Below are 15511 nucleotides of genomic sequence, written 5' to 3'. Positions count from 1 at the left end.
ACAGATCTCTTATGGGCCGACGGATTCAGAAATGCTTGGTGACGCCTGCATAGACGGCGAAATGCGGACCGTATTGCGGCGCGCCGACGCCGATGCCCGAGCCGTCGCGCAACTCATAGACGCGATTGAACGCGTTGACCACGACGAGGCGGGCATCGAACTTGCCGACGAGAGGCTGGTTGAAGTGCTGAATCACACCGAGGTTGATCTGCGCGTAGACCGGCAGGCGATCGGTGTTCGCAAAGCCGCTGCGCAAGCCGCTGCCTACGAGGCCATCGAATGTGAAGGTGGTTCTGCCGAGGTCGTAGGTTCCGCCGAACGAGGCGGTGATGCGCTGATCGTGGTCGAGATTCACCCAGTGAGAGCTGATATAAGCGAGCTCGTCTGCATCGAAATTGAATTGCGCCGAGTCGATCTGTTTGCCCTGCGCGCGGCTATACGCGAGATTCAGATAGGCGGACACATTGTCCTGCTTGTAGTTTGCGGTGAACTCGAGTCCGTACACGCGCCCGTACTGGTAGTTGAACGGCGTGAAGATGAGAGCGGAGCCGAACTGACCTTCGTCGAGCAGGTTGGTGGATTTTTTGTAGTAGGCGTCGAGGCCGATGGTCACGTTCGAGCCGAGCCGCTGCGTCACGCCCAGATCGAAGTAATGGCTGCGTTCGGGTTGCACCGGATCGTTCTGAGCGGACGGACTCTGATTGGTCGTGCCATTGAAGCGGCTGATGGTCGAGCCGGACAATAGTTCGAACGCAGGCGGCGTGAAGTAGCGCGCGTAACCGGCGTGGAAGGTGGTGGTCGGTGTCAGCGCATAGACGAGACCGATGCGCGGGCTCAACTGACTCGCGCTGACGTATTCGTCCATCTTGTCGTAGCGCAGGCCGTAGTTGAGCGTGAGCTTGTCGGTGATCTTCCATTCGTCCTGCACGTAGGCGCTGTACAGGTAGCCGGTTTTGCTGCTCGAGTCGTGGATGTTGAAGGGCTGGTCCGATGCCTGGTTGCCGTCGGCGTCCGTCGCGAAGACGTTGACGTTGTCGTCGAATACCGCGTGCTCCTGCTGGAAGAGTATGCCGGAGCGGATCGTATGCTTGTCGTTCAGCCGCCAGGTGGTGTCCAGTTGCGCGCCGTTAGCCGAGTTGCTGTGAAAGTCCTTCGATGCCACGCCATTGAATAGCAGATCGCCAACCGGATCGGGATTGAATTGCGTTCGCGTGTAGCGTGTAAAGAGCGCGACCTGATAGTCGAGTGCGCCGCCATTGGTGCCCTGAAGCGCCACGACCGCAAAGTTGTTCAGCTCCGATTGCGTTTCGTTCAACCGGCTCGAATCGAAGGTGTTATTGCCGTTGAGCGTGAAGTTCGTCTGCAAGCCTGGCGTATTGGGGATTTCAAACTGATTGCTGGTGGTGCCGAACATCACGCTCAACCGGGTAAGCGGGTTGATGATGTACGACATATAGCCGAATGCGTCGCCCTGGCGCGTGTGATCGTGCAATGCATTGGCGCTCGCGGTCGGATTCTCGATGCCGAGGTTGTTGACGCCGAGCGATCCGCTGAAGTAGTAGCTGAACGGCCCCTGACTGCCGAACACGTCGGCGCTGGTCTTGAGGGTCTGGTGGCTGCCGCCGAATACGCCGATGGACCCGCCGTTGCCCGCATCGCCCGTCTTCGTGCGAATGTCCACCACGCCGGCCGTGCGGTAGCCGTACTGCGCGGGCAACGCGCCGGTCAGCAGGTTCACCTGATCGATGATGCGCGTGTCGAGCGTTTGCCCGAAGCCGCTAATCGGCTCGGGAATGATGATGCCGTTGATGCGGTATTGCAGATCCGCATGGTCTCCGCGCACGTGCAACTGTCCATACGAATCGGCGGCCACGCCGGGTGCCTGCAACAGCACCTGATTCAGCGGCGTGTCCTGCCCCGCGGGCAGCGCATCGATGTCGGCCTGACTGAAGCGATACACGCTGCTGCCGGTTTCCGGCAATAGGCCGTTGCGGGCTCGATCGAGCCGCTTCGCGTTCACCTGAACGTCGAGCGTGTCGCTGCTGGTCACATTGTTTGCGGCGCTATCGGTGTTTGCCGTGCTTGCCGTGGCGTTGCTGACCGGCTTGCCGGATGCATCGACGACAGCGCCGGTTGCCGGGCGGTCGGTCGGCGCGGCGTGGGCATGAGCGGCAAAAGCGGATAGCAGCAAGGCTGCGTGCGAGACGCGCGTGCGGTTCTTCATCGTTATTTTGTTTGAATGTTGGCGACTGGGTGAGGGTGTCTTTCGTCGGAGATGTTCTTGTTAGCTCAGAATGGATGGCGGCGATTTGCCACTTTCCCCGTGCGCCGAGAATGTTATATCATTGCACTCAGAAAAGAAAATGACAATTCGATGATGTGCATGCGGAGGGAGCGTGAGGCGATGACGGCGAGCGGAAAACGCGTCGCCCCAATGCAAGCGGCGGATCTTTGAAATCCGCGCATGAGCTTGCATGAGAAGAGACCGCCAGGCATCACGGCATAGGGACGGGGCTGGCGAGCGTGAGTGAGCCGCTGGAGTCGACTCGAATAATCACGCGTGGGACCGGTTACGGTTGCGTGTGCTTCGCGGCGTCCTCGATAACCGCGACGACTTCCTTCGGCCGCGATTCATACACCGAGTGACTCGCGCCGGCGAGCACCGTCGTGTGACTATGCGCGCGCGCGTAGTACCAGCGTTCGAGGTCGGGGTTGATGATCTTGTCGTCCGCGGCGACGATGCCCCAACTCGGCTTGCTGGTCCACGCGGCGACCGTCATCGGCGTCGAGAAGACTTTCGCGGCGGTCAGCATCTGCGCATGCGACTCGAACCGAGCTTCCTTGAGCGGCAGGTCGGCGGCGAAATCCTTCGGGAAATCCGCCGGGTTCAGATAGGTGTAGCCGTCGTCCGTTTTCATGATCGCGCCCGGCTGCTTCGACGTATAGCTCGGCATGCCCTTGCCGAGTGTGCTCTCGTCCTCGCCGACGGCCGGCGCATGGGCGGCCACATATACCAGGCCGACGACGTTCGGGTGTACGCCGGCCTCGGTGATGACCGAGCCGCCGTAACTATGGGCGACGAGAATCGTGGGACCGTTCTGCTGATCGAGAACCCGCTTCGTGGCGGCGACGTCGTCTTCGAGCGAGGTCAGCGGCTCCTGCACGACGGTGACGTGATAGCCGTCTTTCGTCAGTCTGTCGTAGACCGGCTTCCAGCCCGAGCCGTCCACCCACGCGCCGTGTACGAGAACAATGTTATGGACGGGAGCGCCTTGCGCTTTGACCTCCTGCGCCGTGGCGGCGGTCGAGGCAAAAAGACAGGCGGACAATGACAGGACCGCAGCGGCGACGGGCATCAGTTTCATGACTAACTCCTTTTGATAGGCGAGAAAAAGTTTCGAGAGGAAAGGGATCAATAGCGGAACGCGTGGCGGGCATGCTTCGCCTATGAGAGACGAAGCGGCGCCTCATGCAAGCCGTTCAGCTACCGAAGAAAACATTGCAATAGCTCACCGGTCCCACGCAGTTGGAATTCATCGACATGCGCGTGGACGCACCGGACGACGAACTGCCGTTCTGCGCCACGCCGCCATACGCCGGCGATCCGGTTTGCGGCCCGTCCTGCGCGGCGATCCTGGCCTCGGCTGCCTGGATGTCGGCGGGGTAGGTAGCGTCGTCGGCGACGGACGGGTTGTAGCCTGCCTGCTCGACGCGCACCAGGTCGGCGCGAACTTCGGCACGTGTCAATGGCGCGTTCGATTGTGCGAAGCTGAGAACCGGAGCAGCGAGGGTGCCGGCGGCGAGAGCGAAACAGATCAGAGCGTTTTTCATGATGAGTATTCCTTGTTCAACGTAATGAAATGAAGGGCAATGGTTGCCCCGAAAAGTAGTGATGCTTGACTTGCTGCTGTACTGCACGAGGTGTGTCCGGTTGTGCCAGCCGATATAAGTCGGATTGCCTCGGTTAGCAATTCGGCATTCCCTTTTCACAGGCGTGACTAAGCATCGGCGTATTCAAAACGCCTCGCTACGTCATCGGGAAATACGTCTTTGCTTGTTGCCAACAGCGATGGTTAGTGATGGAGTCACGCATTGATGCTTGTCTCGTCACTGGCGGCGAGTTGTTTTTCGCCGTCTGTGTAGGGGCAAACACGCCGGTTTGCCGCTTATTCCAAATTTTTTCCACCAGACCGGATTTTTCGCTTGCAGGAACGAGTGGGCGCTGAGCACGGCGCCCGCCGGACCAAGGCGCGCGCGACTTCGCGGGGCGCGTGTGTCGCTACCGTGACGGCATTCCAGCGGACATTGGCGGAGGCGCTACGCAGTATGCGCATCGCATTGGCGGCCACTCCGAACGCCCACGGCAAACCATGGCAGCCCCGCGAATGCCGGCTATTGCATCGACTTTGCCGAGTCAGAACCGGGCGGGAATTATTTCTGAATTATTTGCGAATTTAGGCCAATAAAATAGTAAAGAGGCTTAAAGTTCAATAGCCGTTTTTGAAAAAGCCTATTTAACAATTGCATTTAACATTTCACGTCTCCGATTCATTCACTATCGAACGGGCGCCGTCGGGAGAGCATCACTCATGGTCCACAAACGAATGCGCGCCGTGTTCCTCGGCGCGGTGATTGCGATGATCGCGTCTCTCTGTCAGGCGCAATACGCAACCGACTGGCTGGCGAACACCTACGGCACCCTGGCCGCTCACGTCGGCAACGGCGCACGCTCGATGTGGGTCGCGCCCGAGGGCGTCATCTATACGGCTTCCCTGTGGGACGAAAACGAGGGCGGCGTCGCGATCTACCAGAACGGCAAGAGCATCGGCTCGATGGGCATCAACAGCGAGTTTCAGGGCGGGGCCATCACGGGCAATGCCACGTCGATCTTCACTGCGTTGCAGTACGGTACGCCGGACGGCACCGGTTCGGTCGTGCGATACAACCGCGCGACTCGAACCCGCGATCTCGTCATTCATGTCAGCGTGTGGGACGCGCTTCCTCGCGGCGATGTCATCACAGGTCTCGCGACCGCGGGCTCGCTGCTTTATGCGAGTGACTTCTTCAGCAATCGCGTGCGCGTCTACACGACGGACGGCGTATGGCAGCGCGACATCAGCGTCTCAGGTCCGGGCGCGCTCGCCGTGGATGGCGCGGGCAATCTCTGGGTCGCCCGCAAGAGCGCCGGCGTGATCGCGCAATACAGCGCGGCCGGCGCGCCGTTGAACACCATCCAGATGTCCGCCGCATCGCGGCCCTCCGCGCTGTATTTCGATGCGTTGTCCGGGCAACTCATGGTCGGCGATCAGGGTCCGGACATGAACATCAAGCTCTACAACATTGCGGGCGCGCCGACGCTGGCCGGCACGTTCGGCGTTCAAGGCGGCTATCTCGACACCACGACCGGCATCAAAGGCCAGGTGGGCGACAAGCGCTTCACGCGCGTCGTCGGCATCGGCAGGGATTCCGCCGGCAACCTGTATGTGCTCAACAATCCGTGGGGCGGAGGCTGGGACCTGGGCCGCAACGGCTCCACCGACATTCACATGTACAACAGCGCCGGCATTCTGCAATGGAAGCTGCAGGCGCTGAACTTCGAGGCGGTCGCCGCGCCGGACCCCGCGACGGACGGCGCCTACTTCTATAGCGGCATGAACATTTATACGGGCACCGCGGGCGGCACCTTCGTCGCGAATACGGTCGATCCGTTCACGTATCCGTCCGACCCGCGCCTGAGCACGAGCGACACGCAGCGCGGCCAGCACTTCGGTCAGCTCGTCAACGTTGGCGGGAACCGGATTCTCGTGGCCTCCGGCCAGAATCCCGGCGCGTTCAACTTCTATCATTTCAATCCGGCGAGCGGCTACATCGCCATACCGGACGCATCCATTCCGGGCACCGCGTTCAATACGACCCGGCAGGTCACAGGCGGATTCTGCCTCGACAGCCGGGGAGACGTATGGGCCGGTCTGGATAGAACGAACCAGATCTATCACTACCCGCTGACCGGTTTCAACGGCGAGGGAAAACCGGCGTGGGGACCGGGCACCACCACTTCCATTCCGCAGAGCATCCGGCCGCTCACGCGCATCATCTACATGCCCGAGACCGACACCATGATCCTCGCGCAAGGGATTGCGGGGAGTTGGGACTGGACCGCGATAGATTCGAGAATCGAGGTGTATCACGGCTGGAGCGCGGGCAACAGGACGAACCCCAATCCGGTGATCACGCTCACCAGCGCCAATCCGAAGTCGATTACGGCGGCCGGCAATTATCTGTTCGTCGGCTACGTGCACACCGTGCCGAACATCGACGCCTTCAACCTCACCACGGGCCACCTCGACGCCACGCTCACCAATTCGAGTCCCGGTACGCTGGATGTCGGCAACGACGTGGATTCGATGTACGGTCTGCGTGCCTATCAGCGAGCGGCGGGCGAATACGTGATCACGAAAGACAACTACAACGGTTCGAGTTTGATCGTTTATCGCTGGACGCCCTGACGTTCACGCGAGCCGCACGCCGCGCACCGCCCTGCCGCCCAGCAGGCAGACGATCGCGGCGGCCAGCACGAGCACGCACAGCGCGAGGCGCAAGCCGAGCCAGCCGGCGCCGAGCCCGATCAACGGCGGCCCGATGAGGAAGCCCGCATAGCCCGCGGTGGCCGCCATCGACACGCCGATCGCCGGCGTGTCGGTCGAGCGGCCCGCCGCGCTGAAAATAACCGGAACGATATTCGCGAGGCCGATGCCGACCATCGCGAAGCCCACGCAAGCGGTGAGCACCGTCGGCAAGCTGAGCACGAGCGCGAGCCCGGCCACCGCGATCAGGCCGCCCAACGCCACGACCTTGCTGGAGCCGAAGCGGCGCACGGACACGTCGCCGACAATGCGGCAAGCCGCCATTGACAATGCGAACGCGGAATAGCCGACCGCGGCGACGCTCGCCTCCTGGTTCAACGTCGAGCGAAGGTACACCGCGCTCCAGTCGGCCACCGCGCCTTCCACCAGCATGCACAGAAACGCGAGCATCGCGAGTTTCATCACGCCGCCGCTCGGCCACGCGAATCCGCTCGAAGACGCAGCCGCGCGCGGACCGAGATCGCGTAGCGCGAGAAGCGCGGCGGCGACGATCACGATACCGATGACAACACCCGGCAACAGCAGACCGCCGATCACGCCGACGCCGCCTTTCTGAAGCAGCGCGCCGGTCGCCGCGCCGAGCAGCCCGCCCGCGCTCCATGCCGCGTGAAACGACGCCATGATCGGCGAGCGCCACTGTGTTTCGATGGTGCTGGCGTGTCCGTTCATCGAGACGTCGAGCGCGCCGTTCGCCGCGCCCAATATGAACAGCACAATGCATAACGCCGCCATGCCCGGCGCGAACGCGGGCAGCGGCAGCGCGACGACGAACGCCGCGCCGAGCAGCGAGGTGGCCCGGCCGCTGCCGAAGCGCGGCGCGAGTTGCCCCGCGAGCGGCATGGCGACGATGGCGCCCAGCGCGAAGGCGAACAACGCGATACCCAACGCGGTATCGCTGAGCGCGAGGCTTTCCTTGATGCGCGGCACTTCGACGGCCCACGCGCCGATCCCGAATCCGTTGGCGAGAAACACGCCGATGGTCGCAATGCGCTCTTTCAACGGCTTGATACTCGATGCGATGTGTGACGTCATGACCGAGCCACCGTCACGTTGTCGCACACGGCTTCGAATCTCGCGAGCCGCCCGGCAGGCACGTCGGCTTCGACAAACAGATAATCGACGGCCGATGCCGCCGCGACCGCGAATGGCGCCGCGGTCATCAGCTTCTCCGAGGTCATCGCGATGGCGATCTGGCCGCTCGCTTTCACCATTGCACGTTTGATTTCGGCTTCCTCGGCGTCGAAGGCGGCGACGCCTTCGTCGGGATCGAGCGCGCACGCGCCGAGAAAGCAAAGGTCGGCCTTGATCTGCTGGATTTGCAGCAAGGCGGTCGAGCCGACCGAGCCGGCCACGTTCCTGGCGATGCGTCCGCCGATCAGGATCACCTCGATTCCCGGCCGGTTCAGCAAGCGCGCGCAAGCCTCGGGCGAATTCGTCACGACGGTCAGGTCCGCGTTGTCGGGAAGCGCGGCGGCGATGGCGACGTTGGTGGAGCCCGTGTCGAGCACGATGATCTGTTTCGGCCGGACGATCGACGCCGCGGCGGCAGCGAGGCATGCCTTGCGGTCCATTGCTTGCCGCATGCGAACCGCCGCCGGCTCGCCGCCCGGCGAGAGGAGCAGGGCGCCGCCGTAGACGCGCTTGCAATGCCCCTGCTCGGCGAGGTCGCGCAAATGACGGCGCACCGTGTGTTCGGAAGTCTGCAATTCCGCCGCGAGCGACGAGGCGAGCACGCGCCCTTGCGCGCGCAGCCGCTCCAGGATCAACTGCTCGCGCTGCCCGGGCAGAAGCCCTTCCATTGCTTCCTGTCGTGTTCGTTGCATGTCTCCGCCTTGCTTGATTTGAAATCGCTCATAATCGAGCAAAATGTATCGTAAACGATCAAACTATGCAACGACGCCGCGATAGCTCAGGAAGGCTGTGCGTCCGGATCACGCCGCAAAGTCCGCCCGAAAAATGCCCGATCGGCGAGCCACACGGCGACGAGCGTCGCGCCCATCAACGGAAAGACGATGCCGAGCAGGACAAGTGCGGCTTTCCAGCCGCGCATCGGCGGCGCGGCCCGTTCGCGCGACGGCGCGCCGAGTGCGCGTTGCGGCCGCCGCTTCCACCACATCACGCAGCCGGTTACGGCCATGCCCGCGAGTCCGAGCGAAATCGCGGCGCAAAGAATCTGATTCGCGACGCCGAAATAACGGCCCATATGCAGCGACGTGCCATACGACACCGCCTTGGACACCGCGCCGTAATCGCCATAGCGAATGTCCTTCAGCACCGCGCCGCTGTATTGATCGATGTACAGGGTGCGCTCCTGTTTAGGATCAGCCGGAAAGTACGAGACGGTGTAGACGCCCGTTGGCGATGCGGGCAGCGCGATGTTGTAGCCATCGGTCACGCCGAGCGATGCCGTCAGCGCGACGATGCGCCCAAGCGGCAGCGCCTCGGACGCGTGAGCATGCGCATCGACGGAGGATGGCACCGGCGTGTTGCCGACCGCCCACGGCGTAAGCGGCAAGGGCAGATCGTCCATCACCATGCCCGGCATCGAGTCCGCGTTCGATGCGTGGGCCTCGTGCCCGCTGTGTTCTCCAGGTGACGCATGCGCGGATTGCGCCGCGGCGGACGTATCGCCGACCGTGGCCCGCTCGCCTCGCCCGCCCGGCAATACCGAGCGCAACGGCAAGCCGCCCCACGATCCCGGCGGCGCGCCCAGATTCGCCGCGCTCGCGAGCGCCTTGAACTGCTTGCCCCACGAACCCGACCACGGCAGCCCCGTCAATACGAATGCCAGCGCGCCGAGCGCGAGCCAGATGCCCATCGCCGCGTGGATGTTCTTCCACAGCGCGCGGCCCTTTAGCGCGAAGCTCGGCGTCAACGCGGCGCGTAAGCTGGTTTTCTCGCGTGGCCACCAGAGTGCGACGCCGGTGCCGATCATCACCAGTGTCCAGCATGCGGCCAGTTCCATCAGCAGTTCGCCGGGTTTGCCGAGCAACAGCTTGCGATGCAGCATCCGGTCGACTTGCATGAAGCGATGCTCGACGCTCAGCGTGCCCAGCACCTCGCCGCTGTACGGATTCAGATAGACGCTCTGTTTTTCGCCGTCAGGCAGACGGAACACGAATTCGGTGCTGCGATCCGGCGCGCCCGCAATCACGGCGGTCACGGCAGCCGCGCCTCGCGGCATCGCCGCGCGGGCCTTGGCAAGCAACGTGTCTTCGCCGAGCCTGGCTGTCGCTCGCGGTTCGACGATCAGCCGGTGCGGATAAAGCAGCGGCTCGATTTGCGGCTGAAAGCAATACAGCGTGCCGGTGATCGCAAGCACGATCAGAAACGGCATCACGAAGAGCCCTGCATAGAAATGCCAGCGCCACAGCGTGCGATAGCCTGCATTCGGCATGCCGGTGAGCGCAGCCGTGCGTTGAGTGGTCGTGGTCGACATGGAATCTTCCTGAAACGAAAAATGGGTCAATCGGTTCGCGCCCGGCGCCTACGCGTGGCAGCGCATCGCGTTCACATGCGCAGCTTCGCCTCGACGTAGAACGTGCGGCCCGGATACGGGTGATAAACGAAGTAGCGGGCGTCGAACAGGTTGTCGACGCCGATGCCGATTTCACTCAGCTTCGTCGGCTTGAAGGTGAACTTCGCATCGGCCACCGTGTACGAACTCGTGCCGCCGAACACGTCGGGATTCGTGTCGGTATTGGTGAGCGTGTTGTACTGGCGGCCCGAATAGCGCGCGGCGAGCGTGAGCGCCGCACGTTCGTCGATGTGATAAGTCGCCGCGAGATTCACGCGCCACAGCGGAATGCGATAGAAGTACTTGCCGACCGTGGCCGGATTTTGCGCGTTGGCGATGATCTTCGATTGCGTATAGGCCACGCTCGCCAGCAGATCGAGGCCGCGCACGAACACGTCCTCTCCCGAGTAGCTGGTTTCCACGCCGCGCGAGCGCACCTTGCCGATGTTCTGGAAGTTCGTCACGCTGGGAATCACGGTCGTATCGGTCTGACTGAAGATCGTGTTCTTCACGTCGTCCTGAAACAGCGAGAAGCGGAATACGCCATTCCAGTGCGCCCATTCGGCGCTCAGTTCTTTCGAAAGATCGTCTTCGGGCTTCAGGTTCGGGTTGTTATTGACGATCGAGGCGCCGTTGATTTGCCCCTGGAACAACTCGCTGACAGTCGGAAACCGATAAGCGCGGCCGATGGAAGCGCGCAAGCTCAGGTCGTCGCTAACATCGAACGAGAGCGACGCTTTCGGCGAGAAATGCTGCTGGCTTGCATCGCCGTATGCAAGCCTTTTGCCGGGCAATGCCTGAGAACCGCCATAGGCTTGCCAGTCTTCATACCGCACGCCGTACACGAGCTTCCAGCGCGGCAGAAAACGCCAGGCGTCCTGCGCGTAGAGCGCCTGGGTTTGCGTCTTGCCCGCGAATGCATTGGCAAACGACGTGGCCGCGCCGTCGCGCCAGTTGAGCGTGTTGTAGCTCTGGTTGTCGAGGAAGTAGTTGTCGTAGTGATAGCCGAAACTCAGCGCGTGATTCGCGAGCCCGGCTTGGGTCAGCGCAGGCGTGTAAGTGGTGCGCAGATCGAGCGTTTTCCAGCCCGTGCCGTCGCCGAGCATCATCGTGCCGGGGCCGTTGCCCGGCGCACCCGAGCTCGCGGTGCGCGCCACGCTGTTGCCGATGTCGTAGTAGGAAGCGATCGCTTCGCCGTTCCAGCCCGTGGCGTTGCGCGTTTTCAGCGACACGCCGTAGAGCCAGTTCTCGCTATGGCCGAGGCTCGGGGCGAACGCGGCGGCGGGAATCGTGTATTCGTAGCCGTCGATCGCAACCTTGCCGCTGTACACGGGGTTGCCGTTCGCGTCGCGCAGGAAACTCGACGTCGCGCTGTTATACGTTTGATGCCAGTAGCCGAGCGTGAAGCCGGCTTGCAGCGTCGGCGTGAAGTCGTATTGCATCTTCAGCCTGAACTGGTCCTGCACGGTGTGCTCGATGCCTTCGCCGTTCACGCCGAGCACCGCGGTCGGCGTATTGGTCTGGTTGTTGTAGAAGTGCGCGCCGCTCACCGGGGTATCGCCGGCTTTCGCGGGCGTGGTCGATTTGGCGAGCGTGGTGAATTGCAGCGGCTGGCTGGTGTTGTCCAGGTGGTTCACGCCGAGCCGATACGAGAACTTGCCGATCCGGTCGCCGATCGACGCACTCGCTTCGCTGCCGTTGAAGTTCTGATTCACGCCGAACAGGCTGAAGTGCTGGGTGAAGGCTTTGAGGTCCGCGTCGGCTTCGAATTTTTTCGGCATCCGCGTGCTGATGAGCACCGTGGCGCCGAGCGAATTGCCCGGATACAGCGCGGAAAACGGCCCGTAGATCACGTCGACCTGCTGGATCTCGTCGGGCGATACCATCGACCAGCGCGGCGGAAACGAAAAGCTGCTGCCGAGCAGATTGCTGAGCAGCAGACCGTCCGCATAGACGAGACCGCGCGCGCTCTGCGTGTTGCTCGTGCCGCGCACGGCGATGATCGCATTCAGGTCGCCGATGAAGCGCTTGCGCACCGCAAGGTTCGGCATGTACTTCAGCACGTCCTCGGTGTTGACGACGTTCCAGTTGTCGAACTGTTCGCGGGTCACCGTCTCGACGGAGGCGGGCAGATTCGGGTCCACGGCGCGCGGCGTGCCGGCCGCATTCGCGCTGACGCTGACTGCCGGCAGCGTGGCGTCCGCGATTGCGTTCTCCGCATGAGCCGGCGACGGGATGAATGCCGGCACCAACGCCGGAACGAAGGCGGATAAACAGCCGGGTAGATAGACGGTCGCGCCAGCGGGCCAACACCGCGCCAGGCAAGCGGGCAACTGAACCAAAGGATGCGCCGAAAAGTGTGCGGGCCTAGACCGCGGCGAACGCCGCGCGGGCACGCAACGGCGAGCGCGAAGGCACAGCCTTCGCAGAACGAGTTTGAACATGAACGTTTCCTCGATGCATTGAACAGGCGATCGCGCGCACCCTCGACGGACGCGACGAATACGCAATCAGGAACAACGGCGATCAGGAAACGACAGGCGGGTCTCGGGGACGTCCGGACGGAAACGCGCCGAGCGGCGTGAAACGGGTGGAGAGGGTGGGCGGCGCGGTGCCGGCAAGCGCGAGCGGCGCCGGCAGATCGACGGCGGCAACAACCGGCATCGCGACGTGATGTTCGAGCAGATGGCAGTAGCCGCACGCGCCGAAGGCGTCGGCGTGGCTGAGACTGACCGGCGCGGGGCCGGCCTGAGCGATCGCGCTCGCCTCGCTCGGCCCGCGCGGCTGAAGCGCCGAACAGAGCGCCGCAATGGGCTCATGCACACGGCTCGACGCCAGCATCTGACTCACGACCGGCGCGAACACGACGAGCCACATGGCGATCAGGCCAAGCCATGCGGTCAGGTGGTGGCGGGAGCGTGAAGTCATGATGGAGAGGATAAAGACGCCGGCGATTCTAGCATCGCCGGGCCGGATTTTGCCGCGCGATCCTCGTCATGCGGGCCGATCGGCGGACAGGATCTCGTGCATCGCCTCGCCGCCACTGATAACCAGCACACATCAATCGTTCCAAAAATAGCACTTATCGTTTCGCGGCGTTCGGGCGAGTATTGGACAAACAACAATCCGCCGAGCACCGCAAGCTCAAAATTTCTGGAGACGTCTCGATGCATTCCCCCTCAACCCCCCTGGCCCCCGGGCAATCGAAGGCCTCCGCCGTACTTCGCGTGACGGCGGGCAACTTCCTGGAGCAGTTCGATTTCTTCCTGTTCGGCTTCTATGCCACGCAGATTGCCGCGGTCTTTTTCCCGGCGGGGAGCGAGTTCGCTTCGCTGATGATGACCTTCGCGGTTTTCGGCGCGGGCTTCCTGATGCGGCCCCTCGGCGCGATCATCCTCGGCGCGTATATCGACGATGTCGGCCGTCGCAAGGGCCTGATCCTCACGCTGTCGATCATGGCGAGCGGCACCATCCTGATCGCGTTCGTGCCCGGCTATGCAACGATCGGACTCGTTGCGCCGGCCCTGGTGCTGATCGGCCGTCTGCTGCAAGGCTTCTCGGCGGGTGCGGAGCTGGGCGGCGTGTCGGTCTATCTCGCCGAGATGGCGACGCCCGGCCGCAAGGGGTTCTTCACGAGCTGGCAATCCGCCAGCCAGCAAGTGGCGATCGTGGTGGCAGCGGCACTCGGCTTCGCGCTCAACCAGTGGCTGGACACGGCGGCGATCGCCGCGTGGGGCTGGCGCGTGCCGTTCTTCGTCGGCTGCATGATCGTGCCTTTCATCTTCATTCTTCGGCGCAATCTCGAGGAAACGCGGGAATTCAGGCAGCGCCAGCATCGCCCGGGCATGAAGGAGGTTTTCGCCACGCTCGTGCAGCACTGGAATGTCGTGATCGCCGGCATGCTGCTGGTCGCGATGACCACCACGAGCTTCTATCTGATCACGGTGTATGCGCCGACCTTCGGCAAGACGGTCCTGCATCTGAGCACCGCCGACAGCCTGCTCGTCACGCTGTGCGTGGGGATCTCCAACTTCATCTGGCTGCCGATCGGTGGCGCGTTGTCGGACCGGATCGGACGCCGTCCGCTCCTTCTCGGCATGACGGTCCTGGCGATTGCGACCGCCTACCCCGCGCTATCGCTGCTGGCTCACGCGCCGAGCTTCGTCAACATGCTGCTCGTGCTGCTCTGGCTCTCGTTCATGTACGGCATGTACAACGGCGCGATGATCGTCGCGCTCACCGAAGTGATGCCGGTCGAAGTGCGTGTCGCGGGATTCTCGCTGGCCTACAGCCTCGCGACGGCGGTCTTCGGCGGGTTCACGCCCGTCATCTCCACCGCGCTCATCCACACGACGGGCGACAAGGCCGCGCCCGGCTACTGGATGAGTTTCGCCGCGGTGTGCGGGCTCGGTGCCACGCTGGCACTGTATCGGCGCCGTCCCGTTCCGCTGCCTGCCGCTTCCTGAAGCATCGCTGCGCGCCTCGAATTTCAGACTGACATTCCTTCGACCATGAAATCCATCCTTCTGAAACTCTGCACCGCGGCGCTGCTCGGCAGCGCCGTCGCGGCGAATGTGCAGGCCGCCGATCTGCACGTGATGACCTCGGGCGGCTTTACCGCCGCCTACAAGCTGCTCGGCCCGAAGTTCGCGGCGTCGACCGGCAACACGCTCGATACCGCGCTCGGCCCGTCGATGGGCAAGTCGCCGGAGGCCATTCCGAACCGTCTTCAGCGCGGCGAGCCTGCCGACGTGGTGATCATGGTCGGCTATGCACTCGACGACCTGATCAAGCAGGGCAGGGTGATTCCCGATTCGCGCGTCGAACTCGCGGATTCGCGCATCGGCATGGTCGTGCGCGACGGCGCGCCGAAGCCCGACATCGCGTCCGAGGCGGCGCTCAGGCAAACCTTGCTGCATGCCCGGTCGATCGCGTACTCGGATAGCGCGAGCGGCGTCTATGTCGAGCGCGAGTTGTTCAAGCGGCTCGGCATCGAGGAACAGGTGAAAACCAGGGCGAAGATGATCCCGAAGATTCCGGTGGCGTCCGTGGTTGCGACCGGCGACTACGAAGTGGGCTTTCAGCAGGTGAGCGAGCTGCTGCCGGTGAAGGGCGCGGCGTACGTCGGCAAGATTCCGGAGTCGATGCAGTCCGTCACGCGCTTTGCCGCGGGCGTACCGGTCGGCGCGCAGCATCCGAAGGAGGCGAAAGCGCTGCTGGACTATCTGGCGTCGCCCGCCGTGCAGCCGGAGGTGACATCGACCGGGCTCGATTCCGTCGCCACGCATTGAGACCCAGGCAACGATTCAACCCGGCAGGTCGGCGGGCTGATCGAAGGGTTCTTCTGGCT

Annotated in this window: 11 protein-coding genes; 3 read left to right on the top strand and 8 right to left on the bottom strand. The window is 63.1% G+C overall.

Features of this window, described 5'->3' with window-relative positions; translation table 11 throughout:
• Positions 1-25: 25 nt before the first annotated feature.
• From CUJ90_RS19320 to CUJ90_RS19310, 3 genes are all read right to left on the bottom strand, one after another.
• A complete protein-coding gene (locus CUJ90_RS19320; protein ID WP_114163703.1) occupies positions 26-2224 on the bottom strand; it encodes a TonB-dependent receptor in 2199 nt (732 codons plus the stop codon).
• A gap of 346 nt (positions 2225-2570) precedes the next feature.
• Positions 2571-3365, bottom strand: coding sequence for an alpha/beta hydrolase (locus tag CUJ90_RS19315; RefSeq protein ID WP_114163702.1), 795 nt, complete (start codon positions 3363-3365; stop codon positions 2571-2573).
• A 115-nt stretch (positions 3366-3480) separates the two neighbouring features.
• Positions 3481-3831 carry a DUF4148 domain-containing protein gene (locus CUJ90_RS19310; protein ID WP_114163701.1) on the bottom strand — a complete coding sequence of 117 codons (351 nt, stop codon included), beginning with the start codon at positions 3829-3831 and terminating at the stop codon, positions 3481-3483.
• Positions 3832-4589: 758 nt separating this feature from the next.
• Between CUJ90_RS19310 and CUJ90_RS19305 the strand changes: the two genes are divergently transcribed.
• Positions 4590-6506: an NHL repeat-containing protein gene (locus tag CUJ90_RS19305; RefSeq protein WP_114163700.1), complete on the top strand. Its 1917-nt coding sequence runs from the start codon at positions 4590-4592 to the stop codon at positions 6504-6506.
• A 3-nt stretch (positions 6507-6509) separates the two neighbouring features.
• Here CUJ90_RS19305 and CUJ90_RS19300 read toward each other — a convergent pair whose 3' ends face one another.
• From CUJ90_RS19300 to CUJ90_RS19280, 5 genes are all read right to left on the bottom strand, one after another.
• Complete coding sequence (locus tag CUJ90_RS19300; protein WP_114163699.1) at positions 6510-7676, bottom strand: MFS transporter; 1167 nt, start codon at positions 7674-7676, stop codon at positions 6510-6512.
• On the bottom strand, positions 7673-8467 hold the full coding sequence (locus tag CUJ90_RS19295) for a DeoR/GlpR family DNA-binding transcription regulator (protein WP_114163698.1): 795 nt from the start codon (positions 8465-8467) through the stop codon (positions 7673-7675). Before CUJ90_RS19295 ends, CUJ90_RS19300 begins: the two co-directional genes overlap by 4 nt.
• Before the next feature lie 86 nt (positions 8468-8553).
• The gene (locus CUJ90_RS19290) at positions 8554-10083 is read right to left on the bottom strand and encodes a PepSY-associated TM helix domain-containing protein (protein ID WP_114163697.1); all 1530 of its coding nucleotides are present in this window, start codon (positions 10081-10083) and stop codon (positions 8554-8556) included.
• Positions 10084-10154: 71 nt separating this feature from the next.
• A complete protein-coding gene (locus CUJ90_RS19285) occupies positions 10155-12605 on the bottom strand; it encodes a TonB-dependent receptor (RefSeq protein ID WP_114163696.1) in 2451 nt (816 codons plus the stop codon).
• A gap of 82 nt (positions 12606-12687) precedes the next feature.
• Positions 12688-13089, bottom strand: coding sequence for a DUF2946 domain-containing protein (locus tag CUJ90_RS19280; protein WP_114163695.1), 402 nt, complete (start codon positions 13087-13089; stop codon positions 12688-12690).
• Between the two features lie 239 nt (positions 13090-13328).
• Here CUJ90_RS19280 and tcuC point away from each other — a divergent pair, with 239 nt between their 5' ends.
• A complete protein-coding gene (tcuC, locus tag CUJ90_RS19275; RefSeq protein WP_114163694.1) occupies positions 13329-14627 on the top strand; it encodes an MFS transporter in 1299 nt (432 codons plus the stop codon).
• A gap of 45 nt (positions 14628-14672) precedes the next feature.
• Positions 14673-15452 (top strand): substrate-binding domain-containing protein, encoded by a 780-nt coding sequence (locus CUJ90_RS19270; RefSeq protein ID WP_114163693.1) that lies wholly within the window; start codon positions 14673-14675, stop codon positions 15450-15452.
• Positions 15453-15511 lie beyond the last annotated feature (59 nt).

This window comes from Paraburkholderia terricola (assembly GCF_003330825.1).
GTDB classification, from domain to species: Bacteria; Pseudomonadota; Gammaproteobacteria; order Burkholderiales; family Burkholderiaceae; genus Paraburkholderia; species Paraburkholderia terricola.
The sequence above is the reverse complement of the archived record's forward strand: the minus strand, read 5'-3'. Positions and strand labels throughout refer to the sequence as shown.

Excerpts from the sequence above, each read along its gene's own strand:
- CUJ90_RS19300 (WP_114163699.1), bottom strand. The coding sequence starts at position 7,676 with ATGACGTCACACATCGCATCGAGTATCAAGCCGTTGAAAGAGCGCATT.
- CUJ90_RS19295 (WP_114163698.1), bottom strand. The coding sequence starts at position 8,467 with ATGCAACGAACACGACAGGAAGCAATGGAAGGGCTTCTGCCCGGGCAG.
- CUJ90_RS19290 (WP_114163697.1), bottom strand. The coding sequence starts at position 10,083 with ATGTCGACCACGACCACTCAACGCACGGCTGCGCTCACCGGCATGCCG.
- CUJ90_RS19270 (WP_114163693.1), top strand. The coding sequence starts at position 14,673 with ATGAAATCCATCCTTCTGAAACTCTGCACCGCGGCGCTGCTCGGCAGC.
- CUJ90_RS19285 (WP_114163696.1), bottom strand. The coding sequence starts at position 12,605 with ATGTTCAAACTCGTTCTGCGAAGGCTGTGCCTTCGCGCTCGCCGTTGC.
- tcuC (WP_114163694.1), top strand. The coding sequence starts at position 13,329 with ATGCATTCCCCCTCAACCCCCCTGGCCCCCGGGCAATCGAAGGCCTCC.
- CUJ90_RS19315 (WP_114163702.1), bottom strand. The coding sequence starts at position 3,365 with ATGAAACTGATGCCCGTCGCCGCTGCGGTCCTGTCATTGTCCGCCTGT.
- CUJ90_RS19320 (WP_114163703.1), bottom strand. The coding sequence starts at position 2,224 with ATGAAGAACCGCACGCGCGTCTCGCACGCAGCCTTGCTGCTATCCGCT.
- CUJ90_RS19305 (WP_114163700.1), top strand. The coding sequence starts at position 4,590 with ATGGTCCACAAACGAATGCGCGCCGTGTTCCTCGGCGCGGTGATTGCG.
- CUJ90_RS19310 (WP_114163701.1), bottom strand. The coding sequence starts at position 3,831 with ATGAAAAACGCTCTGATCTGTTTCGCTCTCGCCGCCGGCACCCTCGCT.
- CUJ90_RS19280 (WP_114163695.1), bottom strand. The coding sequence starts at position 13,089 with ATGACTTCACGCTCCCGCCACCACCTGACCGCATGGCTTGGCCTGATC.